We start from the raw sequence: 25,158 nt of genomic DNA, 5'->3' as shown, positions 1-25,158 counted from the left end.
GCCTCTGTCCGCCGGATCAGCCGCGCGGGACCACTGTCGAGAGCACCTGCGGCAGCGGGTACCAGTCGGCGGTGGCGAAGCTGGCGTGGGAGCGCGCCAGGAGGGCCAGACGCTCGCGGGCCTGGGGCTCCGTGGGGCGGGTGATGTCGATGGCGGGCGCGACGTTGTGGGCGTCCGTCATGACGAGGAGGTAGTGGCGGCTGTCGTACCAGGCGGTGTCGATGCCGCCCTTGAGGTAGGTGGCGGCGTCGCCGTCGAAGAGGACAAACCAGGGGCGGATCGCGGCGTCGGCGTAGCGCGTGCGCGGGTCGCCGGGTGCGGCGCCGTGGACGGCGGGGAAGGCGCCGGCCCGGTCGAGGCGGCCGGCGGCGGCGAGGTCGCGCAGGTGGGTGGCGTACTCGCGGTCGGTCCAGAGCCTGTCGGCCGGGTTGCGCTCCTCGACCGTGCCGGGGATGAGCTCCACGATGAACTTGCCCGCCATCGCGGACCGGCCGGGCCAGCCCCCGGCGCGCACGGCCTCGTCCAGGGTGGAGTGCTCGCCCAGCAGGTCGGCGGGGCGGTAGAGGGCGTCACCGAGCCGGCTCGTCAGCAGGGCGTCGAACTCGGCGGGGCCGCGGCCGCTGTCGGCGTTGAAGCCGTCCTTCATCTCGACCTTGAGCAGGACGGGCCGGTGGCCGGGGTGGGCGTCGTGCCAGGCCCGGATGTCGGCGAGGCAGCCGGCGAGGGGCTGGTTGCGGGACCCGGTCCGCAGTTCGGCCGGTGAGCCGGCGCCTTCGCAGTTGTTGTCGTTGCGCAGCGGATTTGCGTGGGAGACGCGGAAGGAGCGGCCGCCGAAGCCGTTGGACCAGACGTCGAGTTCCAGGAGGGAGGCGCCGGAGTCCAGGGCGTCGGCGAAGTAGGGGTACTTGGCCTGTTCGTAGGCGTTGTGCACCCCTACCGACGTCGTGGCGGCATACGAAGGAGAGGGAGCGGAGGCGGCGGGCGCCGCCGCTCCCGCCGGGGCGGCGGCCGGCACGGCCAGTGCGGCTGCCGCCGCGACCGCGGTCATTCCCGTGCGTATGGCCGTGCGCATGGCCCCCACCACTCTCACTTGTGCTGTCACCGCTGTTTTCAACGATGAGCAGGTTACGTGAGTTGAGGCTGTGGCGGGGAGTCAGATCTTCAGCTTGCCGCGTAGACGTCCTCGATGTAGCGCCCCGCGTCGGTCAGCTCGCGCAGCCACGCATCGGCGGCGCGGGCGTCGGCGCCGGTCCGGTGGGCGTACAGATCGCGCAGGGCGGCCCGTACGCCCGGTGCCATGCGGGCGCCGTCGCCGCAGACGTACACCCGCGCCCCGGCCTCCAGCAGTGACCAGACCTCGTCGGCCTCGGCGGCCAGGCGGTGCTGGACGAACGGGCCGCCGCCCGCCTGCGGGCGGGCGCTGAAGGCGGGGCGGAGCGAGACCGCGCCCGCCTCCTGCGCCGCGTGGAGTTCGGCGGCGTGCAGGTAGTCGGCGTCGGGGGCGTCGCAGCCGAAGTACAGCAGTGCGGGGGCCGGTTCGGTGCCCGCCGCGGCGAGTGCGGCGCGGTCGGCGACCACGCCCCGGAAGGGGGCCAGGCCCGTGCCGGCGGCGACCATCACGACGGGGGTGCGGTCGTGGTCCGTAATGCGGAACGCCTCGCGGCACGGCTGGACCCGGGCCAGGACCGTGTCGCCGGGGCGGAGCCCGGCGAGGTGGCCGGAGCCGGTGCCCCGGAAGTCACCCCGGCCGGAGCGGGCGGGGGCCTCCAGCAGGGAGACCATGAGGTCGGCGTGGCGGGCGTCGGTGGCCGGGGAGGAGGAGATGGAGTAGTGCCGGGGCCGCATGGGGGGCAGCAGTTCGGGCAGGGCGGCCGGGCCGAGGGTGCCCCGCAGGGCGGGGTGGTCCTCGATGAGGTCCAGGAGGGTGCGCGGGTCGTCGGGGCCCACGGCACGCAGGGCGGCCTGCTCGGGCGGGCAGGGGTTGCGGTCCGCCAGGGCGGACAGCTGACGCGGCGTCGGGCGCTGTTGCAGTTCCAGGTGGTGGGAGAGGAGTTCGCCGGCGGTCAGCGGCCTGTCGACGGGAAGACTCTCGGCTGTGGCGCGGCGCGGGTGTACGGCCAGGACGGTGCCGGGGTCGACGCCGAACAGCCCGGCGGCCCGTGCGACGAGGCAGGGGTCGTTGACCGGCAGGACGGCGAGGTGGTCGGCGGTGCGGTACTCGACGCCGTCGGGCAGGGCGAGGCGCAGGAAGCGCTTGGTGCGCGGGTGGGCGGGGTCGGTGAGCTCGTACGCCTCGGTGACCGTCATGGGCCGCATGCCGTGCCGGACCGCCAGGGCCGTGAGCGGGCCGCCGGTGACCTCGGTGACGGTGTACGCGCAGCCGTCCGGCTCCGTCTCGGCCGCGCCGGCGCTCGCCGGGTCGCCGTAGTGCTCCAGCAGCGTCCGGCGCAGCGCCCGGGTGAACTCCTCGACCGTACCGCTGAGATCGCCCGAGGCGTCGGCCTCGGCGCGGGGCAGCAGGCGGCTGCCGCCGAGGGCGGCGAGCCGCTCGTCGAGGAGGGTGGGTATGCGCTGGTAGGTGGCGGCCCAGTTGCGGTCGCCGACGCCCAGGACGGCGTAGTGGACCCCGTCCGCCGTGCCCGGGCCGGCCTGTTCGGCCCACCGGGCGAAGCGGGCGGCGTCGTCCGTGGGGCGTCCGTTGTACGACGCGGCGACGACGACCACGGGCGTGGTGGCCGGCAGGGCGCCCGTGCGGTCGTCGAGCGATGCGAGGGTGGCGTCGAAGCCGAGGCGGGCGGCTTCGTCGGCGATGCCGCGGGCCAGGTCGCGGCAGGTGCCGTAGTTCGAGCCGTGCAGGACCAGCAGGCCGGTGCCCTGACGGGCGCGGGTGGGGCGCGTGGGAGCGGCATCCTCGGCCGTGCGGACGGCCTGCGAGGAGCCGCCGGGCAGCGCGGCGCGGTTCAGCTTCCGGTCGGCGGCGGTGCGACGTGCGAGGGTGAGGGTGAAGCCGTCCGGCTTGAGGGTGAGGGTCTCCTTGACGCGCAGCCGGTAGCTGTTGCTGTCGATGAGGCGGTAGCGGTGCACGAGCAGGGCCAGCAGCATGGTGGCCTCGTGCAGGGCGAACTGGCGGCCTATGCAGGCGCGTTCGCCGGTGCCGAACGGCTTGTAGGCGTGCGGTGAGCGGGCCGCCTCCGCCTCGGGCGCGAAGCGCGCGGGGTCGAACAGCTCGGGGTTGTCGCCCCAGACGGGGTCGCGGTGCAGCATGGGGGTCAGGACGGTGACGCCTTCCCCGGCGCGCAGCGGGTAGCGGCCGCCGAGCAGGGTGTCCTCGCGGGCCTCGCGGACGAAGGCCGCCGCGGTGGGCCACAGCCGCAGTGCCTCGGCCAGGACCTGCCGGGTCCAGCGCAGCCGCCCTATGTCCTCGAACGTCGGCTCGGGGTCCTCGGTGTCGCCCCACAGCTCGTCGGCCTCGCGCTGGGCCAGGCGCAGGGCGACGGGGTCCTTCAGGAGGTGGTGGAGGGCGAACGACAGTGCCCCGGAGGTGGTTTCGTGCCCGGCGATGAGGAACGTGATGACCTGGTTGCGGATGTTGGCCGCGTCGAGGGTGGTGCCGTCGGCGGGGTGCGGGGCACCGAGCATGAGGCCCAGCAGGTCGTCGGTGCGGGTGTCGCCGGAGGCCGTACGGGCGCTGACGACGTCGTCCACAACGGTGGTGAGGAAGGCGGCGTCGGCGCGGAAGGCCTCGTCCTGCGCCGTGTAGTTCCCGCCGGGGTCCCGGCCCAGCTGGTTCATGCTCCACTCCAGGCAGCGCACCATGGCGCCGACGAAGGGGTGTGGTTCACCGCCGCGCGCGAACGACTCGAAGTCGTAGCCGAAGCCGGCGAGCCCGATGGTGTCGAGCGTCATCCGTGTCATGTCCTCGGGGACGTCGACGGGGGTGCCCGCGGCGAGGTGGGCGTCCCAGGAGTCGGTGAGGCGCCGGGCGACCTTCAGCATGGCCGGGTGGTAGGCGCGCATCGAGCCGAGCGCGAAGGCGGGCATCAGGATGTCGTGGGCCTTGGCCCAGTTGGGCTCGTGGTTGTAGGCGGTGAACAGGCCGTCGGCGGTGAATTCGCGGACGTTCTCCAGGGCCGGCCCGATGTGCTTGGTGAAGCGCTCCTCGTCGGCCAGCTCGGCGACCAGGTCGAGCGAGGTGACGAAGAGCCGCTCGCTGTCGTGCAGCCGGCGCCGGAAGATGGGCCCGTGCCTGCGGGCCAGGCGCATGGCCTGTTGCAGCGGGGTGCCGGTGGCTCCGACGGCGGAGACGTCGATGACGGGAACGGCCGCGAGAGCGGCCCGGGTGGCAGTGGTCATGATTCCACACTGACCGCCCCGGGTACGGGTACGGGCCGCGTGAACTGCATGATTGTGCAGTGGACCGCGGCGTGTCGCTCTTGCGCACGGTGCCCCGGTACGAACGAGGAGCAGGGGGATCCGTGAGCGATGACGACTACTTCGCGTGGCGCAATCACTTCCTCGCGCTGCTCGACCGGCTCCCGACGCCGATCGCCGTGTGCCGGGCGGACGGTGAGATCACCGTCGCGAACCCGGCCATGGCCGCCGAGTGGGGCGTGGTGCCCGGGCAGGTGCGCGGCCGGAAACTGCTGGACCTGTTCCGGCCCCGTGTCAGCGCCTTTGCCCAGCTCGACAGGCTCACCGAGGCGCTGCGGCTGGGCCGCCGGTCCCGGTACACGATCGAGGTGCGCTGGCGGGTGGAGGCCTCGGGCGCCGAGCGCGAGGGCGAGCTGCTGGTGGAGCCGGTCGGCGATCCGTTCCTGCCGTATCCGGTGCTGCTGACCGTGTTGCGGGTGCGGGCCGAGCCCAGGGTGCACCGACCGGTGGCGGAGGTCAGTGAGATGGAGGGGCGGATCCTCGCGCTGGCGGCCTCCGGGGCCACGACGGCGGCCGTGGGCAAGGCTGTCGGGCTGACCGTGGACGGCGTCAACTATCACCTCACCCGGCTCACGCGGCGCTGGCGCGTGCCCAACCGCACGGCCCTGGTGGCCAAGGCGTACGTGCTCGGGGTGCTGGTCCCCGGGCAGTGGCCGCCCGTACCGGCCGCTCAGCGGGCCCGGGGCGGGTGACGCAGCACGCAGTCACCGCACATGCCGCCGCCGGGCACCCGGTAGTACAGGCAGCAGGTGCGCCGCTCGAAGGCCGGGCCGCCGGGCGTGCGGCGCAGGGTCCCGGTGGGGCGCAGCAGCGGGTCCTCGAACAGGGCCCGGGTGAGGGCCAGCGCGTGGCCGGCGTCGTGCGGGCGGTGCTGTTCCCGGCACCAGGTGTGCAGGACGCGCAGGGAACCGGCAAGGGAGGACCCGGCGTTGCCCCACAGCAGTCGCGCGGAGACCGGGGTCACGGCGCGGGTGGCGCGGTGCAGGGGGACCAGCAGGCCGTGCAGGACCGTGGAGGCGATCAGTGCGGCCTGCGCCTGCGGGTCCGCGGCCGGCGCGAGAGCGGCCGGGGCGGGCAGCCGGAGGTCGTCGGGGGCGGTGCGGGCGGGGTGCCAGCGCAGGTCGCCGACCGTGAGGTCGGGCACCCGGCCACTGACGACGGCCGAGCCGAGCGCGATGGACAGCAGCCGCCCCGCGATGCCCTGGAAGGCGACGGACGCGGCCACCCGACGGTCCGGCGTCCCGAGCCGCCCGGCGACGGTCTCCACCCGGAGCCGTACGGCCTCCTCGCCGAGCGGGAGGTAGCCGCCCTCGGCGCCCGGGGGGACGTCACCGGTGTTCAGGGCGAAGAACGGGCCCACAGCGGCGAGTTCGCAAAGGCGCATGAGCCGCTCTGGTTCCTTCGGTCGGCCGGCCCGTCGGAGCCCGGCGGGGGTCGGGGCGACCAGTATGCCCGGGCGGTGGCCGTCAGCAGAACTCCGCCCGGAGCACGTCCCCGGCGGCACCGGTCCGGGCGAGCCAGTCGCCGTTGAAGTCGAGGACGAGGCGGTGCCGGGCGTCCCGGGTGGCGTAGGCGATGCTCTGCGTGCCGTAGAAGAGGCCGTCGTGGCCCCACACCTCGACCCCGCAGTGCAGCCGGTAGCGGAACAGCCCCAGTCCGCTGGCGCTGCCCGGGTCCTCGCCCGTGGGGACGGTGGTGGTCATCTCCCTCATCTGCCGCGGCGGGAGCAGCCCGCCACCCAGCAGGGCGGCGAGGAAACGGTCGAGGTCGGCGGTGGTGGAGATCATGTCGCCGACGGCCCACAGCAGGGAGGGGTTGAACCCGCTCACGTCGTGCGTGGTGCCCGGGTCGTCGTGGAAGCGGGTGTAGGCGCGCCCGGCCGGCCCGGGGAGCCTGCTGCCGGTGCCGGGCAGGACGGTGGAGTGCAGCCCGAGAGGCTCGGTGATGCGGTTTGCGACCTCGGCGGCGTACGTGTGGCCGGTCACCCGCTCGATGATCATCGCGGCGAGGGTGTACTCGGTGTTGGAGTAGTACCAGCCCGTGCCCGGCCGGAAGTTGGGCGCGTGGGTCATGGCGAGGTGGACCAGCTGCTCGCCGGTCCAGGTCTCGTCGCGGTGCGCCAGGAAGGCCTTGCCGTAGGCGTTCTCGCGGACGGTGGGGTCGTCGAGGTAGTTGAAGACTCCGCTGGTGTGGTCGAGCAGCCGGCCGATGGTGATCCGGCGGCCGTCGTGGCCGTGCCCCCGCACCACGCCGGGCAGGTAGGACTCGACCGTGTCGGCCACGCTGAGCCTGCCCTCCGCCTCCAGCTGCAGCACGACGGTCGCGACGAACGTCTTGGCGATGCTGCCGGTCCGGAAGTGGTCCTGGGGCAGATACGGACGGCGCGTGGTGAGGTCGGAGACCCCGGCCGAGCCCTGCCACACGCCGTGCCTGTCGTAAGCCCGCGCCAGCGCCCCGGGCAGACCGGCACGGACGGCCGCCTCCAGGGCGGCCTGCGTCCGTCCGTGCCCCGCGCCCGCCCCTGCCGGGGGCGCGGCCGGTGCGGCCGCGACCAGCGCGGCCGCCGTCGCGAGCGCGGCCAGCGTGGTGCGCGGCGTACGCCAACCACCCGCGCGGTCCGGCCGCCGCGCGCACGAGGCACCGGCATCCGCCATGGACCGCCCCCTGATGTCCTGCCCTTCCCCCTGCCCGGGGGCGACTCCCCCTCGTGGTCCGCAGCGAAACGGAACCGGCCGGGCCCTCACCCGAGTAGGTGATGGCATGCCCTGCCGGGGTGTCCGGAACACCACGCCCACCATCCGTCGCATCCTTGACTCGCCGTACCCCCCGGGCGAGCCTCAGCGCTGACATCGATGCCGCTCGAGGGGCGTGGTCAATGAGACGGGCCGTACACCCACTGCTGCGCCGCACCGCCGTGGCCGCGCTCGCCTTCGCGGCGATGCTGGGCTCCACCGCGCTCGTCCCCCCGCAGCCGGGGACGGCCGGGGGCGAGGAGCTGACCGGCCTCGTCAACCCCTTCATCGGTACCCAGAAGGAGGGGAACACCTTCCCCGGCGCCGCCGTGCCCTTCGGCATGGTGCAGCTCTCCCCCGACACCGGGCACAACACCGGCTACGACTACAAGGACCGCCACATCCGCGGCTTCAGCACCGTGCACCTGTCCGGTGTGGGCTGCCGCATCGGCGGGGACCTGCCCGTGCTGCCCACCACGGGCGATGTGACGCAGACCGACAACGCCCGGTACGCCGCCGAATTCAGCCACGGCGACGAGCGGGCCCGCCCGGGCTACTACCGGGTCCGGCTGGCCTCCTACGGCGGCATCACCGCCGAGCTGACCGCGACCGAGCGCACGGGGCGCCAGCGCTACACCTTCCCCGCCACGCAGAAGGCCAACGTCCTGTTCAACGCGGGCCAGTCGCTGCACAGGACGGTCTCCACCACCGTCGAGATCGTCGACAGCCGCACGGTCCGCAGCACCGTCACCGGCCGTGGCTTCTGCCAGGACACCCGCCCGTACACCCTGCACACCCTCACCCGCTTCGACCGCCCCTTCACCGGCTACGGCACCTGGAACGGCGACGGGACGACCATCGGCTCACGGGCCTCCACCTCGCGCGGCCACAACGGCGCCTGGGTCCGCTTCGACACCACCGACGACCGGGACGTCGAGGCCACCACCGCCGTCAGCTACGTCGACGCGGCGGGAGCGGAGCGCAATCTGCGCGCCGAGGAGGACGGCTTCGACCACACGGCCCTCGCGGCGCACGACGCCTGGGAGCGGCGCCTGCGCGACGCGCGGGTCGAGGGCGGCAGCACCACTTTGCGCCGCACCTTCTACTCCTCCCTCTACCGCTCCTTCCTCGCCCCCAACATCGGCAGTGACACCGACGGCCGCTACACCGGCTGGGACCAGAGGATCCACCAGGCCAAGGGCTTCACCTACTACCAGAACTGGTCGCTGTGGGACACCTACCGCACCCAGGCCCAGCTGCTGGCCCTGCTGGCACCGCGCGAGTCGCGGGACATGGCGCTGTCGGTGCTGCGGATCGACGCGGAGGGCGGCTGGCTGCCCAAGTGGGGCTACGGCACGGTGGAGACCAACATCATGACCGGTGACCCCGTCACCCCGTACCTCACCAACGCCTTCCACCACGGCCTGCTCACCGGCCACGAGGAGGAGGCGTACCGGGCCCTGAAGAAGAACGCGGACGGCGTGCCCCCCGCCGGCTCGCCGGCCGTGGGCCGGGAGGGCAACGAGCAGTATCTCAAGGACGGTTACGTCCCCCACCTGCCCGACCGCCCCAAGCGCAAGCCCGGCGACTCCGACCTGCACGAGGGCGCCTCCGCGACCTTGGAGTACGCGCTCGCCGACGGGGTGCTCGCCAGGATGGCCCGTGACCTCGGCCACCGCGCGGACGCCGACCGCTACGCGGCCCGGTCGCTGAACTACCGCAGACTCCACGACCCCGCCACCGGCTTCTTCCGGCCCCGTGACGCCTCCGGCGCGTTCACCGGCTCCGCAGACCCGGCGAGGAGCCCCGGCTTCCACGAGGGAACGGCCTGGCAGTACCAGTGGATGGTCCCGCAGGACCTGCCCGGCCTGGTGCGGCTGATCGGCGGCAAGGACGCGGCCGACAAGCGGCTCGACTCCTTCTTCGCCTACGACCGGCTGCTCGCCGACCCGGCGCGCACCGCCCGCGAGGTGTGGGTCAACGGCCCGTACGACTACTACAACGCCGACAAGTACAACCCGCAGAACGAGCCGGACCTCATCGCCCCGTACACCTACCTCTCCACCGGCCGTCCCTGGAAGACGACGGATGTCGTGCACGCCGCGCTGACGCTCTTCACCGACACCCCGGACGGGATGACCGGCAACGACGACCTGGGCACGATGTCGGCGTGGATGGTGCTCTCCGCCATCGGCGTGTACCCGGTGCAGCCGGGCGCGGACGTGTGGGGGCTGAGCACTCCCGTCTTCGACCGGGTCGATCTGCGCCTGGACCGGCACTGGTACCCGCGGGGCCGCTTCACCGTCAGCGCGCCGGGCACGTCCGGCAGTAACCGTTACGTGCGCTCGGTACGGCTGGACGGCACCGCCTACGACCGCACGTATCTGACGACAGCTGCGATCCGCGAGGGGGAGCGGCTGGACTTCACCGTCGGGCCGGAGCCCTCCGCCTGGGGGACGGCCGCCAGGGCCGTGCCGCCCGCCATCGGCTGATCCCCGGGGCCGGTGCGGGGCGGCGCCTTCCGTCGCCGCCCCGGCTCGGCCATGATGACCGCGATCCCGCCCTCAGGATCGACGAGAGGACAACGCATGGCCGGGCTCCGGGTTGGTCAGGGCGTACTGCGCCGCAAACCGATCGAGACGATCGAGGAGGCGGAGGAGACCGAGGCCCACGGGGAGCACCTGACCCGCACCCTGGGCCTGTGGCAGCTCACCGCCATCGGCGTCGGCGGCATCATCGGCGCGGGCATCTTCAGCCTCGCGGGCACCATCGCCAATGGGGTGGCGGGTCCGGCGGTGCTGATCTCGTTCCTGATCGCGGGTGTGGCGAGCGCGGCGGCGGCGTTCTCCTACGCGGAGTTCGCGGGCCTCATCCCGCGCGCCGGGTCCGCGTACACCTACGGCTACGCGGTGCTCGGTGAGATCGGCGGCTGGTTCATCGGCTGGGACCTGCTGCTGGAGTACACCGCCATCGTCGCCGTCGTGGCCATCGGCATCTCCGGCTACATCAACTTCCTGCTCGGGGAGACCAACACCCAGCTGCCCGACTGGATGCTGGGCGCGCCGGGCACCGGTGACGGGCACCGGGTGGACATTTTCGCGGCGGTGCTGTGCCTGCTGATCGCCTATCTGCTGACCATGGGCATCAAGAACGCGGCCCGCTTCGAGACGATCGTCGTGGGCCTGAAGATCCTGGTGGTCCTGCTGGTGATCATCGTGGGGTTCTTCCACGTCAAGAGCTCGCACTACACGCCCTTCTTCCCCTTCGGCGTCAGCGGGGCGTTCACGGGCGCGGCCACCGTCTTCTTCGCGGTGTTCGGCTACGACGCGATGTCCACGGCGGCGGAGGAGTCCAAGGACGCACAGCGGCACATGCCCAGGGCGATCATGTACTCCCTCGCCGTCTCGATGGTGCTGTACGTCCTGGCCTGCCTGGTGCTGACCGGAATGCAGTCCTACAAGGACATCGACAAGGAGAGCGGCTTCTCCACGGCCTTCAAGTCGGTGGGGCTGAGCGGCATCGCGGATGTCATCGCCGTCGGCGCGATCATCGGCATTCTCACCGTGATGTTCACCTTCATGCTCGGCGTGACCCGGGTGTGGTTCGCGATGAGCCGGGACGGGCTGCTGCCGAAGTGGTTCGCCCACACGCACCCCACGCGGCATGTGCCGACGCGGGTGACGTGGATCGTCGGCTTCGCGTCGGCGGCGATCGCGGGGTTCGTCCCGATCGGCGAGGCGGCGGAACTCACCAACATCGGCATTCTGCTGGCCTTCGCCGTGGTGTGCACCGCTGTGATCGTGCTGCGCTATAGGCGGCCCGAACTGCCGCGCAGCTTCCGCTGCCCGGGGGTGCCGGTGGTCCCGGCCATCGGGGTGGCCGCCTCGATCTGGCTGATCACGTATCTGGCGTGGCAGACGTGGGTGCGGTTCGCGGTGTGGTTCCTGGTCGGGCTGGTGGTGTACTTCGCCTACTCGTTCCGGCACTCGGAGCTGGCGAAGGCGGACGAGCGGGGGATCCCTCGGGATTAGGAGCTGTCGGCAGCCAAACGACAGAAAGCTCACCCTTTTTGATCGGCCCATATGCTTATCAGAGAACAAGTGACTTTCTGGCCATGGCCCATTCCTTTCACTCTGTGAGAGCGCTACCGTCGGAGACCTGAACCGCCGCCCCCATCATGAGGGCGGCGGTACGCAACCGACGGGGGCGCGCTATGCGGTCGGTGATACCGAAGTCGGCGGCGGTGGCGTTTGCCGTGGCCGTTCTCACGGCGTGCGGCAGTGAGGGGAGTTCCACGGACGAACCCGACGACCCCACACCCGTTTCCTCGCTTTCCGTTCCCTCCGCTCCCGTGTCGTCGCCACCGCAAACCCGGGTCGTTCCTCCTCCCTCCGACCCGGCCCCGGCCGTCAAGGGCTCGGTGCCGGCCCATCTCGTCGGGGAGTGGGTCGGCGACACCAAGCCCGCCAGGATCAAGAGGATCATCTTCTCCGCCGACGGAAACGTCACCCTGCAGTACACCGGCGGCCTCGTGCAGCGCGGTCCGGTCGTCGTCGAGGGTTCGCGCATGACCTTCCACATCCCGGGCGGGCCATGGCAGGAGGAGGCATGGTCGATCCAGCGGCTCGACGATCTGTACGGATACAACTTCGAGTACCTGATGCTCGACGGGTCCAGTTACGTGCGGCAGGTCGGCGGAAACCCGTAAGAGACCGTCAGTAGAGAGGTGCCCATGCGCGCTCTCGTCGTCATGGTCCTCCTGGCATGCGGGGGGCTGGTGTCCTGCTCCCCGGGCAGCCCCGGATCCGACGAAACGACCGGCTCACATTCCGGAAGCCCCGCAGCGACCACAACTCCCCCAAAGAATTCGGTCATTCCCGCGAACCTCGTGGGTGCCTGGGAAAGCTCACAACCGAACTCGAATACGACGCTCGCCTACCGCTTCATCCCGGACGGCACGTACACATACGCCGGACTGCTCTCCTATCGCATACCGGATGGCGGCGACTACGAAATGCAACAGAGCGCGGCGGGTTCGGTTCGGCTGGAAGGCGAGAAGGGCGACAAGCTGGTCCTGCGCCCGGCGTCCTCCTCCCTCACGAAGAAGGACCCCAGAAACCCCGAGGGCGATGTGAGCAACAGTCCCCAGCCGCTCACGCCCAAGGCCTATGCCTGGCAGGTGACGGACGATGTCCTCACCCTCATCGATGAAACGGGGCAGCGCCACGCCTTCAAGCGGGCGTCCCCTTGACCGGCGCGGGCCGGTTCAGCGTCCGTATCCGACTGCAGATCGTGGTGCTGTCCGTCGTGGCCCTGGCCACGCTGTCGGCCACCTGGCAGTTCAGCGGGGCCGGGGGCGCCTACCAGGACGCGGTGCGGGAGGACGTCAAACGCCAGGCCGCGCTGCGGGAAGACGTCCGCCATGTCTACGCGGACGAGGCCCCGGACGCGTTCCGGGCGGCCGCCGCCCGGATACGGACCGATGCCCTGCGGCCCCTGAAAGACCAAGGGCGGCTGGCCGCGTCCGAGTACGCCCTCGCCGCCCAGACCGCGCTCCAATTCCGCTCGCGCGCACGGCCCGGAAGTCTCCTCGGCGACGACGCCTACGTCCACCGGGAGCTCGGCTACGACATTCCGCACCGCCTGGCCGACCTGCAGAAGCGCTCCGCCGAGCTCTACGCCCTCGACCCGGACGCCACGCTGCACGACGGAGACAGCTGGGCCCTGTGGGGACGGGTCTCGGTGTGGGTCGCGTTCGCGGCGGTCCTCCTGGCAGCTGCCGCCGCCAACGTCCTGCGGCCCGTGCGCTGGCGCCACCCACCGGCGCCGCCCCCGGCCCCCCGCGTGCTGCGGAAGCCCGAACTCCTCCCGCAGCCGGCCACGGCCCCGGCCGGCGACCGCCGCCGCACCGCACGCTTCCTCCTGCTCCTGTCGGCGCTGCTCCTCGCGCTGCCCTTCGGCCAGATGGTGGCGGCCTGCGACGAGCAGCGCGCCCAGGCGGAGGCGGCTCGCCGGGCCTCAGGAATCTCCCTGGGCATCGCGGTGAGCGGTCAGCGGACGGCGTTCCTTACCACGAGCCTCCAGGCCGCGGCCGCGGCGGACCTCCAGTCGGCCGCGCGCCTGTCGGCCGCCCTGGAGACCGGGAGTTCCCCGGACGCCGCGCACGAGCAGGCCGTGGCCGCGGCCGAGACGACGGCCGCCGGTCTCATGGCGCGTACGGCGCGGTACATGGGCCGGCCCGCGGAAGCGGCCGACCGTGTCGATCCGGCCACGGCGACGGCGCTGCGGACAGAACCGCTGGAGTGGCGGACGATGCTGACCGAGCAGCAGCGGCAGGTGGACCGGGCGGAGGTGGCCGGCGAGCGCGGTTTCCGGCTCGCCGCGGCCACGGCCCTTGCCGTCCTGGCCCAGCTGCTGGTGGCAGCGGCTGTCTCCGCGCACCGCCTCCGTCGGCCCGCCGCGGCAGCGGTCCTGCTGTCGGCCGGGCTGACGGCCCTGGCCCTGGTCTGACCCCTTGCCCGGCGTCCGCCGGCGGGCCGCCGGGACCGACCGGACGGCCCGCGCTACTTCAGCAGCCGCGACAGCCGCCGGTCGGCGAGCGGTTTCCCGCCCGTCTGGCAGGTGGGGCAGTACTGCAGCGAGGAGTCGCTGAAGGACACCTCCCGGACGGTGTCCCCGCAGACCGGGCAGGGCTGACCGGTGCGGCCGTGGACGCGCATGCCGCTCTTCTTCTCCGCCTTCAGCTCGGCGGCGGCGTGCCCGCGCGCACGCTCGACGGCCTCGCGCAAGGTGGTGCCCAGGGCCTCGTAGAGGGTGGCGGTCTCCTCGTCCGTCAGGCTCGCGGCGAGCTTGAACGGCGACATGCGGGCGGCGTGCAGGATCTCGTCGGAGTAGGCGTTGCCGATGCCGGCGATGACGCTCTGGTCGCGCAGGACGCCCTTGAGCTGCCGTCGCTCGCCGCGCAGCAGGGCGGCGAAGGCGTCGAGGGTGAAGGCGGGTGCGAGGGGGTCCGGTCCGAGCCGGGCGATGCCTGGTACGTCGGAGGGTTCGCGGGCGCAGTAGACGGCGAGCCGCTTCTGGGTACCGGCCTCGGTGAGGTCGAAGCCGTCGCCGCCGGCCAGCCGTACCCGCAGGGCGAGGGGCCCCCTGCCGGGGCGCGGGGGCGTCTCGGGCAGGCTGTCGTGCCAGCGCAGCCAGCCCGCGCGGGCGAGGTGGAAGACCAGGTGGGGGCCGTCATCAGTGGCCACGTCGAGGAATTTGCCGTGCCGCCGCACCGCCGTGACCGCGCGACCTTCGGCGGCGCTCAGCGGTGGGTCGTAGGTCTTGAGGACGCTCACCGCGGCGGGCAGGACGCGCTCGACCCTGCGGCCGACGAGGCGTTCGGCCAGGAACCCGGCGAGGGCTTCGACCTCCGGCAGCTCCGGCATGGCTCCAGTCTGCCGCAGTGGCCCGGGGCGGCAACTCAGTGGACGCGGGCGCCCCAGTCGATGCGGTAGCCGGTGAGCCAGTCCATGGCCCGGCGGGGGGCCTCGGCCATGCGGCGCTCCACCTCGGCGTCGCGGGCCGCCCGCTCCTGCGCGGTGCCGGGCGCATGGCCGGCCATACCGGCGCTCATGGCCACGACCCGCTCGACGCGCGCGCGGCGCAGCCGCTCGTACGCCCCGAACCCCTCCTCGGTGCAGGGCAGGTCACGCAGGCACCGGGCGAGGACGACACCGTCCTCGATGGCCATGGACGCGCCCTGGGCGGCGTTGGGGGCGGTGGCGTGGGCGGCATCGCCGACGAGGACGGCGTGGGTGTTGTGCCAGACGGGTGTGGTGGGGATGTCGTAGGCGTTGATGCCGACGATGTCGTCGCCGGTGGCGGCGGCGATCGCCGCGGCGGGTGTGCGGTCGTCGGCGAAGAGCTCGGCGACGCGGCGGCGCCACTGGGCAGGGGTGGCGGAGGCGAGGACGGCCCGGGGCAGCTCGGCGCCGGGCATGTTGGCGAACCAGTAGGTGGTGCCCTCCGGTGCGGTCGTGCAGCCGAAGAAGGCCCGCTGCCCGTAGTACATGCGGTACGTGCGGTCCGGTATCCCGGCGAGCGCTTCGCGGGTGCGGCCGCAGACGGTGAGCTGCCCGGTGTGGCGGGGCGGGGGCGCGGCGGGATCGAGGAGGGCGCGGGTGCGCGAGCGCAGGCCGTCGGCGCCGACGACGGCGGTGCCCTCGGCGCGGGTGCCGTCCGCGAACCGCGCCACGACCGTGCCCCGGGGGCGGGTGGTGAGGTCGACGAGGCGCTTGCCGTGCTCTACGCGTATGCCCCGGCGGACCGCTTCGGCGCGCAGGGTGCGGCACAGGACGGAGCGCTGGAGGGTGCGGGGGGCGAGCCCCTCGTCCCAGGAGCCGGAGAGGGGACGCCGGCCGAGGAGCCTGCCGGTGTCGCTGATGAACTCCACCGTCTCGGCGACGCAGGAGGCCTCGCGCACGGGCCGGTCGGCCCCGATGGTGCGCAGGGCGGCGAGTCCGTTGGCGAAGAGGGTGAGGAAGGAGCCGGCGTTGTCCGCGCCGGCCGGGAACGCCTCGTAGACGGTCGAGTCGATGCCGGCCCGCTGCAGGGCCATCGCGGTCACGGGTCCGGCGATGCCGCCGCCGATGATCAGGACATGGGCCATGGTGGTCTTGCCCCCACACGTCGAGCCGTGTCGAACACTTGACCATGACGAAACCAGAAGGGGTGCACTCCGTCCAGAGCGCGCGGCTACGCCCGCAATGCGTCGGCCAGATAGGGCGCCGTCACGCTCGCCCGGGACCGCGCGACCTCCTCCGGCGTGCCGGCGGCGACCACCGCCCCGCCCTCCGCGCCCCCGCCCGGGCCCAGGTCGACGACGTGGTCCGCGCCCGCGACCACCGCCATGTCGTGCTCGACGACCACCACGGTGTTGCCCGCCCCCACCAGGCCGTGCAGCTGGCGCAGCAGCACCTCGGTGTCGGCAGGGTGCAGCCCGGTCGTCGGCTCGTCCAGCACGTACAGCGTGTGCCCGCGGTGCGTGCGCTGCAGCTCGGTGGCGAGCTTGATGCGCTGCGCCTCCCCACCGGAGAGCTCCGTGGCGGGCTGGCCCAGGCGCAGATAGCCCAGCCCCACCTCCTGCAGTGTGCGCAGGCCGCGCAGCGCGGCGGGCACGTCGGCGAGGAACGCGGCGGCCGCGTCGACGGTCATGTCGAGCACATCGGCGATGGTCGCGCCCCGGTAGGTGACCTCCAGCGTCCCGGGGTTGTAGCGCGCACCCCGGCACGCGGTGCACGGGGCGTAGGTGCCGGGCAGGAAGAGCAGCTCCACGGCGACGAACCCCTCGCCCTGGCAGACCTCGCAGCGCCCGGCGACGACGTTGAAGGAGAACCGGCCGACGCCGTAGCCCCGGGCGCGGGCCTCGTCGGTCGCCGCGAAGACCTTGCGCACGGCGTCGAACAGGCCGGTGTACGTGGCCAGGTTCGAGCGCGGCGTACGGCCGATCGGCTTCTGGTCGACGCGTACGAGCCGGTCGACGGCCGCGAGCCCCTCGGCCTCGACCTCCGGCTGCCGCCCCTCCAGGTGCGCGGCCACGGTCTCCGCCAGCGCCTCGCCCACCAGCGTCGACTTGCCCGAGCCGGAGACCCCGGTGACGGCGGTGAACACTCCGAGCGGAACGTCCACGTCGAGGTCGCGGAGGTTGTGCCGGGTGACGCCGCGCAGCCGCAGCACGCCGGAGGGCTCGCGGTGCGTACGCGCGGGGGTTGCGGCGCCGTCGGGGAAGAGGAAGCGGCGCGTCGCGGACTCCACCACGCCGGCCAGCCCGTCGACCGGCCCGCTGTGGAGCACCTGTCCGCCGTGCTCGCCCGCCCCGGGCCCGACGTCCACGATCCAGTCGGCGCGGCGCACGACGTCCATGTGGTGCTCCACGACGAACAGCGAGTTCCCCGCCGCCTTGAGCCGGTCCAGGACGGTCAGCAGGGCGGCGCTGTCGGCCGGGTGGAGGCCGGCGGAGGGCTCGTCCAGGACGTAGACGACACCGAAGAGTCCGGACCTCAGCTGGGTGGCGAGCCGCAGCCGCTGCAGCTCACCGGCCGACAGGGTCGGTGTGGGCCGGTCCACGCTGAGGTAGCCCAGGCCGAGTTCGCTGAGCACCTCGATCCGGGCGAGCAGGTCCTGGGCGAGTGCGGCGGCGACCCCCTCGCCGTCGCGCGCCGGGCGCAGCGTCCGCGCCAGCTCGGCCAGCGGCTGCGCGGCGAGCGCGGCGATGTCCCGCCCGGCGAAGGTGACGGCCAGCGCCTCGGGCCGCAGCCGCCGCCCGTCGCACACCGGGCACGGGCCGCTGACCAGGTGCCGCTCGGCGCGGGCCCGCAGCGCGGCGCTCTTGGAGTCCGCGAAGGTGTGCAGCACATAGCGGCGGGCGCTCATGTACGTGCCCTGGTAAGGGCGTTGGATGCGCTCGGCGTCCCGCACGGGGTGCACGGTGACGACGGGCTGCTCGTCGGTGAAGAGGATCCACTCGCGGTCCGCCTGCGGCAGCTCCCGCCACGGCCGGTCGATGTCGTACCCGAGCGTGTCGAGGATGTCCCGCAGATTCTTGCCCTGCCACGCCCCCGGCCACGCGGCGACGGCGCCGTCGCGGATCGAGCGCGACGGGTCGGGGACGAGCGAGTCCTCGGTGACCCGGTGGACGCGCCCGAGCCCGTGGCACTGAGGGCAGGCGCCGGCGGCGGTGTTCGGCGAAAAGGCGTCGGAGTCCAGCCGCCCGGCCCCCGCCGGGTAGGTGCCGGCGCGGGAGAAGAGCATGCGCAGGGAGTTGGAGAGCGTCGTGACGGTACCGACGGAGGAGCGCGACGTGGGCGAGGACCGCCGCTGTTCGAGGGCGACGGCGGGCGGCAGCCCGCTGATCTCGTCCACCTTGGGGGCACCGACCTGGTGGATGAGCCGGCGGGCGTACGGGGCGACGGACTCGAAGTACCGGCGCTGGGCCTCGGCGTAGACGGTGCCGAAGGCCAGCGACGACTTGCCGGAGCCGGAGACTCCGGTGAAGACGACGAGGGCGTCGCGGGGGATGTCGACGTCGACGGCCCGGAGATTGTGCTCGCGGGCGCCGCGCACGCGGACGTAGGGGTCGTGCATGCGCACGACTCTATTTCCCCCACCCCGCCCCTTCCCGTAACCGGGGGGCTCCGCCCCGGACCCCCGGTCCTCAATCTCCCCGGCTACCGCTGGGAGGTGCCCCCCCAGACGGGGCACGGAACAGTCACCGCGTCAGCTCCTGTGCACCTCTCACCCCCCAGAGGGTGATCACAGCGCAAGGCGCTGACGTGATCAGGGGTCGTGCGCCACGATGCAGCCCTCTGCAGTGCGACAAGCGTGGAAGTGAACGGGATAGCCCATGTCCGACACCGATACCGCCGCGGGCCCCCTGCACAGGATCGCCGCGGCGGTCGACCGGGAGCGTGATCCCTCGTCGCGGATCTGTCCGACGTGCGGCGGGCCGACCAGGGTGGTGGTGCGGGAGGAGTCCGCCGGGAACGGCCCGCCTGTCATCAGGGCGAGGAAGGAGTGCGAGGGTCAGGGGTGCGGGCGTCCCTGACTCCCGGCTTCATCTCCGCCTGCCCCGCTCACGGGTCCGTGAGGGCGGTGGCGGTGGTAGTGCGGGCCGCCCAGCGCTGCTCGACCTTGGCCAGGCGCCAGTACGCGAGCGCGATTGCCCAGACCACCACGAACAGCCCGACAATGACGAATCCGACGTTGTCGAGGTTCAGTCCGGCGATCCAGCCGGTCACCGCGTCGTCCAGGCCGAGCTTCTCGTGCAGGACCCCCACCAGCTCGATGGTGCCGATGAGGAAGGCAACGGCGATGGACAGGCCGGTGATGGTGAGGTTGTAGTAGACCTTGCGGACGGGGTTGGAGAACGCCCACTGGTAGGCGAAGTTCATGAACGTGCCGTCGAGCGTGTCGAACAGGCTCATGCCGGCGGCGAACAGCAGCGGCAGGCACAGGACCGCGTACCACGGCAGCCCGGCGGCGGCGCCGCTGCCGGCCATCACCATCAGCGTGACCTCGGTGGCCGTGTCGAAGCCGAGGCCGAAGAGGAAGCCCAGCGGGTACATCTGCCCGGGGCGGGTGACGGAGCGCGTGAAGCGGCCGAGGATGCGGTTCATGAAGCCGCGCGAGTCGAGGTGCTGCTCCAGCTCGGCCTCGTCGTAGCGGCCCTCACGCATTGCGCGGAAGATGCGCAGGATGCCGGCGAGGGCGATGAGGTTGAGGGCGGCGATGAGGTAGAGGAAGCCGCCGGAGACGGTCGTACCGACGAGGCCAAGGGTCTGGTGGGTGGTGGACTCCTCGTTCAGCAGCGTCCCGGCCAGCTGGGTGCCGCCGGCCACCAGCAGGGCCATCAGGACGACGACGCTGGAGTGACCGAGGGCGAACCAGAAGCCGACGGAGACCGGGCGCTTGCCGTCGGCCATCAGCTTGCGGGTGGTGTTGTCGATGGCGGCTATGTGATCGGCGTCGAAGGCGTGCCGCATGCCGAGGGTGTAGGCGGTGACACCGAGGCCCACACCGAAGACCTTGGAGTCCACGGTGTAGTGGTTCGGGACGACCAGCAGGAAGAGCACGCCGAAGGCGACGACGTGCAGGGCGGCTATGACGGCCAGCAGGCCGGCGGTGCGCAGGGTGTCCTGGCGGCGCCAGCGGAAGGCGGGCAGGGTGCCGCCGGGGGATTCGGTGGACTTGGAAAGCACAGTCATCGGGGTTGAACGCTCCAGCACCTCGTGGATCATTTCGAGATGCCGTGGCCGGTCTCCTGGCTTACGGGTCCATTCGCGCCCGCCCCTGCCTTCCCGGCAGCCGGCTGCGGCCAGTGGCTCCGCGCGCCCGGGGCGCGCGGAACGGGACGGTCACTCCCCGATCACAGTGGCGAGGGCCGCTCCGGAATGGGACCACGAGGATCCGTCACCGGTCTTCCCGAACACCACGGCCCGGCCACTTTAACTCCTGGCCCCCGAAACACCGCTCCCCGTCGGCTGCCTCCTGCCACCACCGCTCGACCGCGCCCTGGTCCATGGCCGCCCAGTCGGGGGTGGCCTGGACCTGCGCCCGGCCCAGTCGCCGGGCGAGATCGACGACGGCCCGGCCGCCGGCCGAGCGCTCGGCGTCGTACGCCCCTACCGCCTCCTCCCACGTCCCGGCCGAGCGCAGACACCGCTCCAGGACCGTGGCGTCCTGCAGGGCCTTGACGGCGCCGCTGCCCACATGAGGGCGGGCCACGGCGGCCGCATCACCGGTGAGGACGAGCCGGCCCTCGCCGTAGTGCGGCACGGCGAGGTCGTACAGGGGCTGGACGAAGGCCTCGGCCCTGGGGGTGAGCCGCACGAATTCCTGCCAGTACGGCGGGAAGTGCCGCTCGACGAGGGCGGCATGATGCGCGATCAGCTCGTCGGTCACACTGCCGGGCGGCAGGCTCGTCGGATCCTTCAGCGCCGCGGCGGCCGACGGCGGCGGGGCGGTGTAGAAGACCCAGTTGGCGGAGGTGCCGACGCCGTGGGGGCCGGGGATACGGTAGGCGATCATGTGGCCGCCGGGGAAGGTGACGGTCGCCGCCTCGTCCTCGGCCCAGGCGGTGCGCGGGCCGGGCAGCGCCTCGGCGGGCACGGTGCCGCGCCAGGCCAGATAGCCGGCGTAGACGGGCGCAGTGGCGGCGCGCGTGGCCGCCCGTACGACCGATCGGTAGCCGTCCGCGCCGACGACGAGGTCGAAACGCTCCTCGCGCCCGTCGGCGAGGCGCAGCCCCACCCCGTGCGGCCCGGGGACGACCTGCTCGACGGCCGCGCCCTGCCGGTAGTCGACGGATGCCGGGACGCGGGTACGTAACTCCCGCCACAGCGAGCCCCAGTTGTACGAGCGGAACGGAAACGGCAGCTGGGCCAGCCGCCGTCCGGCGCGGTCACCGCCGTCCCGGGTGAGCCAGGTGCGCCTGGTCAGCCGCACCCAGGGCATGGTGGCGTCGATGTAGCCGGCCGCCTCCAGCTCGGCGTAGCGCTCATCGCGGACGGCGAGGCCCACGCCCCGGTCCTGGAGCCCGCCGGGGGCCCGCTCGTAGATCACGACCTCATCGGCGCCCGCGCGGGCCGCGGCGAGCGCGGCGGCGCATCCCGCGATGCTGCCGCCCACTACGGCCACTCTTCCACCGTGCATTGTCTGCTCCCTCGTCCTCTTCGTTCTTCGCTGTTCGTTCTTGCTCTTCGTTCTTGCTCTTCGTGCACAGATCTTGACTGCCCGTCGGGCGTGGCGCCAGAGTCGCCGACACCCCGCAGGTAATGGACGCGTCAGGCAGGCCGGTGTACGAGTGCAGTGGACGAACGAGAAGGGGCTGACGCCATGACAGATTCGGCAGGCACGCAGCACGTGTCCGAGGAGCCGGTGGTGCCCGGCCAGCGGGGCGCGTTCGTGCGCCGCATCGGGCTGTTCCAGGCCACCGCCATCAACATGAGCCAGATGTGCGGCATCGGGCCCTTCGTGACCATCCCCCTGATGGTGGCCTCCTTCGGCGGTCCGCAGGCGGTCATCGGCTTCGTGGCCGGCGCGCTCCTGGCCCTGGCGGACGGGCTGATCTGGGCGGAGCTGGGGGCCGCGATGCCGAGGGCGGGCGGCAGCTATGTGTACCTGCGGCAGGCGTACCAGTACCGGACGGGCAAGCTGGTGCCGTTCCTGTTCGTCTGGACGGCGATGCTCTTCATCCCGATCGGCATGTCCACGGGAATCATCGGCTTCGTGCAGTACCTGGGCTACCTCTGGCCGGGCATGGGGCAGACGCAGGGCGATCTGACGGGGCTGGCCGTCATCGCCCTCATCATCCTGCTGCTGTGGCGGCGGGTCGACCACATCGCACGGATCACGGCTGTGCTGTGGTGCGTCATGCTGGCCTCGGTCACGCTCGTCATCGTCGCCGCCTTCACCCACTTCAGCCCGGACCGGGCCTTCACCTACCCCGACCACGCCTTCGAGGTGACCACCCATCACTTCTGGATCGGCTTCGCCGCGGGCCTGACGATCGGCATCTACGACTACCTGGGCTACAACACCGTCGCCTACCTCGGCGCGGAGATCAAGGATCCCGGGCGCACGCTGCCGCGCGCGATCGTCTACTCCATCCTCGGCATCATGGGCATCTATCTGCTGCTGCAGATCGGCACCCTGGGCGTGATCGACTGGAGGCAGATGCTCGACCCCGGATCGGCGGCCCACTCCTCCGTCGCCTCCGCCGTGCTGGAGGAGGCCTGGGGCAAGGGCGCCGCGAACACCGTCACGGTGCTGATCCTCGTCACGGCCGTCGCCTCGGTCTTCACCGGGCTGCTGGGCGGCTCCCGGGCGCCGTACGACGCCGCCCGCGAGAAGGTCTTCTTCCGCCCGTACGCCAAGCTGCACCCACGCCACGGCTTCCCGGTACTGGGGCTGGCCACGATGGGGGTGCTCACCGCCGTCGGCTTCCTGATCGGCCGTCATACCGACCTGGCCACGCTCATCCAGCTGCTGACCGCCGTGATGGTGATCGTGCAGGCGCTGGCGCAGGTACTGGCACTGTCCGTGCTGCGCCGGCGCCAGCCGGGGCTGCGGCGGCCGTACCGCGTGTGGCTGCATCCGCTGCCGAGCGTGGTGGCCCTGACGGGCTGGCTCGTCATCTACGGCTACTCGGACAAGAGCTCGCCCGGACGGCACCCGATCGAGTGGTCGCTGGTCTGGGTGGCGGCGGGCTGTGTGGCCTTCGTGCTCTGGGCGGCGTACGAGAAGGTCTGGCCCTTCGGGCCGCGGGAGATCAGCGAGGAGTTCCTCCACACCCCCGATCCCGGCACCGGCCTCGATGCCCCCGACGAGCCGGGAACGGGGCCCGACGCCGACCCGGACACCAGGAAGCCGACACCGGCCTGACGGCCCGTCCGGAAACCCGGCCGCCCGGACCGGGCTCCGGTGGCCCGGCCGAACGGTGATAAAACGGCACTCATGCCCGTGACCACTGTCCCTCCCCCGCCCGTTCCCACCGGCCAGCCGCGCAAGCTGCTCTGGCACCGCCTGATATTCGGGCTCTGGTACCGGCCCGTCGAAGTGCTCGACGAGGCACGGGACCGGAGCGTCTGGGGGGCGGCCGCGTTCGTCTCCCTGCTGTGCGGGGCGCTGGGGACGCTGGCCAAGGACTCCTTCTGGGGGCAGTGGGGGGTCAGTCCCGTGCTGGCGCTGGAGGCGATGGCCATCGGCTCCGCGGTGATGATGCTCGCCAGTGTGCTGCTGGGCACCGCCACCCACGCCATCGCTCGCCGCCTGGGGGGCAACGGCAGGTTCGGGCCCACCGCGAGCCTGTTCGTCGTCATCTTCTGGGCGAGCGACCTGCCCCGGCTGGCCCTGGACACCTGGCTGCCGGCCGGCTCGGCGCCGGTGCGCGCCGCCGCCTCGGTGACGGCCGCGTTCGGCTGCGCCCTGGCCACCTTGCTGATCCGCGGACAGCACCACCTGCCGACCCACAAGGCCGCGGCGTCCGTGAGCGTCCAGATGCTGGCGGCGGTGGTCCTGCTGAAGTTCCCGCCCGGCAGCGGCTGAGCGCACGGACGGCGGCTGGACGGCAGCGGACGACAAAGGCCCGCCCGGTGCGACGGGGGATGCACACCGGGCGGGCTCGAGGACAGTTCTACCGCATCAAGGATGGGTTATGCATCAAAAACCTGTTCGGCTTGTCGATTACCAGCGCACAGGGAGCGAAATCAGGCCACGTGCCCTGATAGTGGGACGCCAGGCCAGGGAGTCTCTCGGAGCGTCGAGTTCCAGATTTCCGAAGCGCTCCAGCAGCGCGGCGAGCGCCGTCTCCAGCTCCATCCGGGCCAGCGGCGCGCCCAGGCAGTAGTGGATTCCATGCCCGAGCGCGAGGTGCCCCGACCGCTCCCGGTGCAGGTCAAGGCGGTCCGGGTGCGGGAAATGGCGCGGATCGCGGTTGGCGGAGGCCACGGACAACAGCACTGTCTCGCCGGCCGGAACCGTCACTCCACCGATCTCCACGTCCTCCAGCGGGAAGCGGCGGATCGCCAGCGGAGCCGGCCCGTCCCACCGGCTGAGCTCCTCCACGGCCGTTCCGAGTCCGTCCGGATTCTTTCGCAGCTCGCGCAGCAGCCCGGGCCGGTCCAGCAGGGCGAGGACGGAGTTGGCGATGAGGTGGACCGTGTTCTCGTAGCCGGCGAAGAGGATGAGGAAGGCCAGCGAGGTCAGCTCGTCCCGGGACAGGGTGTCCCCGCCGTCCTCCGCCGCGATCAGATCGGAGAGCAGATCGTCGCCGGGATCGGCCCGCTTGCTCTCGATGAGCCCGCCGAGGAAGCCCATCATGCTGCCGACGGCTTCCTTCATCAGGTGCGGCCGCTCGCGGTCCGGGGTGATCAGGGCGTCGGTCCACACCCGGAAGTCGCGCCGGTCGCCCTGCGGGATGCCGAGCAGATCACAGATGACGATGATCGGCAGCGGACCCGCGTACGCCGCGAGCAGGTCCGCACGCCCGTCCGGCTCGACGGCGTCCAGGAGTTCGTCGGCGATCGCGCGCACCGGCGCACGCAGCTTCTCCACCCGGCCGGGCGTGAACGCCTTCACCACCAGGCGGCGGACCCGCGTGTGGTCGGGCGGGTCCATGTTGAGCAGGTTGGCGTCCAGCGCCGGGGGCAGCGAGAAGCCGCTGTAGTTGCCGGGAAGGGCATTGCGCCTGTCCAGGGAGAGCCGCGGATCGGCGAGCCCCTTGCGTACGTCCTCGTAGCGGGTGACCAGCCAGGCGGGCCTGCCGTCGGGGCCGGTGACGCGGTGCACGGGGCCGGCCTCGCGGAGCTTCTCGTAGGTGCCGTACGGGTCTTCGATCAGCGCGTTGGTGTCGATGGGCTGCATGTCACCCGACTCTAAGGGGGCCGTGGGTGCGGGTCGTTCGCACGGGCGGCGCCGGGTTCCCGCGGATCGACGATCCGCGGGAACCCGGCGCCGG

Annotated in this window: 18 protein-coding genes and 1 riboswitch; of the genes, 8 read left to right on the top strand and 10 right to left on the bottom strand. The window is 72.5% G+C overall.

Annotation, left to right across the window (positions count from 1 at the left end; all coding sequences use genetic code 11):
- Positions 1-16 precede the first annotated feature (16 nt).
- Together AB0F13_RS16765 and AB0F13_RS16760 are read right to left on the bottom strand one after the other, a co-directional pair.
- Positions 17-1,072, bottom strand: a complete 1,056-nt coding sequence (locus tag AB0F13_RS16765; RefSeq protein WP_362081873.1) for a phosphatidylinositol-specific phospholipase C domain-containing protein — start codon at positions 1,070-1,072, stop codon at positions 17-19.
- 89 nt (positions 1,073-1,161) lie between these two features.
- Positions 1,162-4,353, bottom strand: coding sequence for a cytochrome P450 (locus AB0F13_RS16760; RefSeq protein ID WP_362081871.1), 3,192 nt, complete (start codon positions 4,351-4,353; stop codon positions 1,162-1,164).
- A 122-nt stretch (positions 4,354-4,475) separates the two neighbouring features.
- Here AB0F13_RS16760 and AB0F13_RS16755 point away from each other — a divergent pair, with 122 nt between their 5' ends.
- The gene (locus AB0F13_RS16755; RefSeq protein WP_362081868.1) at positions 4,476-5,123 is read left to right on the top strand and encodes a PAS domain-containing protein; all 648 of its coding nucleotides are present in this window, start codon (positions 4,476-4,478) and stop codon (positions 5,121-5,123) included.
- Here AB0F13_RS16755 and AB0F13_RS16750 read toward each other — a convergent pair.
- Positions 5,102-5,815: a (2Fe-2S)-binding protein gene (locus tag AB0F13_RS16750; RefSeq protein ID WP_362081865.1), complete on the bottom strand. Its 714-nt coding sequence runs from the start codon at positions 5,813-5,815 to the stop codon at positions 5,102-5,104. The two genes, AB0F13_RS16755 and AB0F13_RS16750, sit on opposite strands and share 22 nt — an antisense overlap.
- Positions 5,816-5,897: 82 nt before the next feature.
- The gene (locus tag AB0F13_RS16745) at positions 5,898-7,085 is read right to left on the bottom strand and encodes a serine hydrolase domain-containing protein (protein WP_362081862.1); all 1,188 of its coding nucleotides are present in this window, start codon (positions 7,083-7,085) and stop codon (positions 5,898-5,900) included.
- A 221-nt stretch (positions 7,086-7,306) separates the two neighbouring features.
- On the opposite strand from AB0F13_RS16745, the gene AB0F13_RS16740 reads away from it, so the two are divergent.
- The 5 genes from AB0F13_RS16740 (at position 7,307) to AB0F13_RS16720 (ending at position 13,673) form a co-directional block, all read left to right on the top strand.
- Complete coding sequence (locus tag AB0F13_RS16740) at positions 7,307-9,655, top strand: GH92 family glycosyl hydrolase (RefSeq protein ID WP_362081860.1); 2,349 nt, start codon at positions 7,307-7,309, stop codon at positions 9,653-9,655.
- A gap of 96 nt (positions 9,656-9,751) precedes the next feature.
- Positions 9,752-11,194 carry an amino acid permease gene (locus AB0F13_RS16735; RefSeq protein ID WP_362081857.1) on the top strand — a complete coding sequence of 481 codons (1,443 nt, stop codon included), beginning with the start codon at positions 9,752-9,754 and terminating at the stop codon, positions 11,192-11,194.
- 389 nt (positions 11,195-11,583) lie between these two features.
- A complete protein-coding gene (locus AB0F13_RS16730; protein WP_362081854.1) occupies positions 11,584-11,871 on the top strand; it encodes a hypothetical protein in 288 nt (95 codons plus the stop codon).
- 24 nt (positions 11,872-11,895) lie between these two features.
- On the top strand, positions 11,896-12,414 hold the full coding sequence (locus tag AB0F13_RS16725) for a hypothetical protein (RefSeq protein WP_362081851.1): 519 nt from the start codon (positions 11,896-11,898) through the stop codon (positions 12,412-12,414).
- Positions 12,411-13,673, top strand: a complete 1,263-nt coding sequence (locus tag AB0F13_RS16720; RefSeq protein WP_362081848.1) for a hypothetical protein — start codon at positions 12,411-12,413, stop codon at positions 13,671-13,673. Before AB0F13_RS16725 ends, AB0F13_RS16720 begins: the two co-directional genes overlap by 4 nt.
- A gap of 53 nt (positions 13,674-13,726) precedes the next feature.
- On the opposite strand, the gene AB0F13_RS16715 is transcribed toward AB0F13_RS16720, so the two are convergent.
- From AB0F13_RS16715 to AB0F13_RS16695, 5 genes are all read right to left on the bottom strand, one after another.
- A complete protein-coding gene (locus AB0F13_RS16715; RefSeq protein ID WP_362081845.1) occupies positions 13,727-14,590 on the bottom strand; it encodes a DNA-formamidopyrimidine glycosylase family protein in 864 nt (287 codons plus the stop codon).
- Between the two features lie 35 nt (positions 14,591-14,625).
- Positions 14,626-15,813: an FAD-dependent monooxygenase gene (locus AB0F13_RS16710; protein WP_362081842.1), complete on the bottom strand. Its 1,188-nt coding sequence runs from the start codon at positions 15,811-15,813 to the stop codon at positions 14,626-14,628.
- 86 nt (positions 15,814-15,899) lie between these two features.
- Positions 15,900-18,287, bottom strand: coding sequence for an excinuclease ABC subunit UvrA (gene uvrA / locus AB0F13_RS16705; RefSeq protein ID WP_362081839.1), 2,388 nt, complete (start codon positions 18,285-18,287; stop codon positions 15,900-15,902).
- A 488-nt stretch (positions 18,288-18,775) separates the two neighbouring features.
- On the bottom strand, positions 18,776-19,906 hold the full coding sequence (locus tag AB0F13_RS16700) for a HoxN/HupN/NixA family nickel/cobalt transporter (RefSeq protein ID WP_362081836.1): 1,131 nt from the start codon (positions 19,904-19,906) through the stop codon (positions 18,776-18,778).
- Between the two features lie 28 nt (positions 19,907-19,934).
- Positions 19,935-20,150, bottom strand: a riboswitch (cobalamin riboswitch).
- On the bottom strand, positions 20,112-21,353 hold the full coding sequence (locus tag AB0F13_RS16695; RefSeq protein WP_362081833.1) for an FAD-dependent monooxygenase: 1,242 nt from the start codon (positions 21,351-21,353) through the stop codon (positions 20,112-20,114). It overlaps the preceding riboswitch by 39 nt.
- Positions 21,354-21,536: 183 nt before the next feature.
- On the opposite strand from AB0F13_RS16695, the gene AB0F13_RS16690 reads away from it, so the two are divergent.
- Entirely contained in the window at positions 21,537-23,084 is a 1,548-nt protein-coding gene (locus AB0F13_RS16690) for an APC family permease (RefSeq protein ID WP_362081830.1), read from the top strand.
- Positions 23,085-23,156: 72 nt separating this feature from the next.
- Complete coding sequence (locus AB0F13_RS16685; RefSeq protein WP_362081827.1) at positions 23,157-23,747, top strand: YIP1 family protein; 591 nt, start codon at positions 23,157-23,159, stop codon at positions 23,745-23,747.
- A 138-nt stretch (positions 23,748-23,885) separates the two neighbouring features.
- On the opposite strand, the gene AB0F13_RS16680 is transcribed toward AB0F13_RS16685, so the two are convergent.
- Positions 23,886-25,064 (bottom strand): cytochrome P450, encoded by a 1,179-nt coding sequence (locus tag AB0F13_RS16680; RefSeq protein ID WP_362081824.1) that lies wholly within the window; start codon positions 25,062-25,064, stop codon positions 23,886-23,888.
- Positions 25,065-25,158 lie beyond the last annotated feature (94 nt).

Source organism: Streptomyces sp. NPDC026206 (assembly GCF_040638465.1).
Lineage (GTDB): Bacteria > Actinomycetota > Actinomycetes > Streptomycetales > Streptomycetaceae > Streptomyces.
This window is presented reverse-complemented; position numbering and strand designations above follow the sequence as displayed.

What these genes read in the sequence shown, in the direction of transcription:
- AB0F13_RS16715 (WP_362081845.1), bottom strand. Translation starts at nt 14,590, where the DNA reads ATGCCGGAGCTGCCGGAGGTCGAAGCCCTCGCCGGGTTCCTGGCCGAA.
- AB0F13_RS16750 (WP_362081865.1), bottom strand. Translation starts at nt 5,815, where the DNA reads ATGCGCCTTTGCGAACTCGCCGCTGTGGGCCCGTTCTTCGCCCTGAAC.
- AB0F13_RS16695 (WP_362081833.1), bottom strand. Translation starts at nt 21,353, where the DNA reads ATGCACGGTGGAAGAGTGGCCGTAGTGGGCGGCAGCATCGCGGGATGC.
- AB0F13_RS16745 (WP_362081862.1), bottom strand. Translation starts at nt 7,085, where the DNA reads ATGGCGGATGCCGGTGCCTCGTGCGCGCGGCGGCCGGACCGCGCGGGT.
- AB0F13_RS16680 (WP_362081824.1), bottom strand. Translation starts at nt 25,064, where the DNA reads ATGCAGCCCATCGACACCAACGCGCTGATCGAAGACCCGTACGGCACC.
- AB0F13_RS16710 (WP_362081842.1), bottom strand. Translation starts at nt 15,813, where the DNA reads ATGGCCCATGTCCTGATCATCGGCGGCGGCATCGCCGGACCCGTGACC.
- AB0F13_RS16760 (WP_362081871.1), bottom strand. Translation starts at nt 4,353, where the DNA reads ATGACCACTGCCACCCGGGCCGCTCTCGCGGCCGTTCCCGTCATCGAC.
- uvrA (WP_362081839.1), bottom strand. Translation starts at nt 18,287, where the DNA reads ATGCACGACCCCTACGTCCGCGTGCGCGGCGCCCGCGAGCACAATCTC.
- AB0F13_RS16690 (WP_362081830.1), top strand. Translation starts at nt 21,537, where the DNA reads ATGACAGATTCGGCAGGCACGCAGCACGTGTCCGAGGAGCCGGTGGTG.
- AB0F13_RS16735 (WP_362081857.1), top strand. Translation starts at nt 9,752, where the DNA reads ATGGCCGGGCTCCGGGTTGGTCAGGGCGTACTGCGCCGCAAACCGATC.
- AB0F13_RS16740 (WP_362081860.1), top strand. Translation starts at nt 7,307, where the DNA reads ATGAGACGGGCCGTACACCCACTGCTGCGCCGCACCGCCGTGGCCGCG.
- AB0F13_RS16685 (WP_362081827.1), top strand. Translation starts at nt 23,157, where the DNA reads ATGCCCGTGACCACTGTCCCTCCCCCGCCCGTTCCCACCGGCCAGCCG.
- AB0F13_RS16700 (WP_362081836.1), bottom strand. Translation starts at nt 19,906, where the DNA reads ATGACTGTGCTTTCCAAGTCCACCGAATCCCCCGGCGGCACCCTGCCC.
- AB0F13_RS16765 (WP_362081873.1), bottom strand. Translation starts at nt 1,072, where the DNA reads ATGCGCACGGCCATACGCACGGGAATGACCGCGGTCGCGGCGGCAGCC.
- AB0F13_RS16725 (WP_362081851.1), top strand. Translation starts at nt 11,896, where the DNA reads ATGCGCGCTCTCGTCGTCATGGTCCTCCTGGCATGCGGGGGGCTGGTG.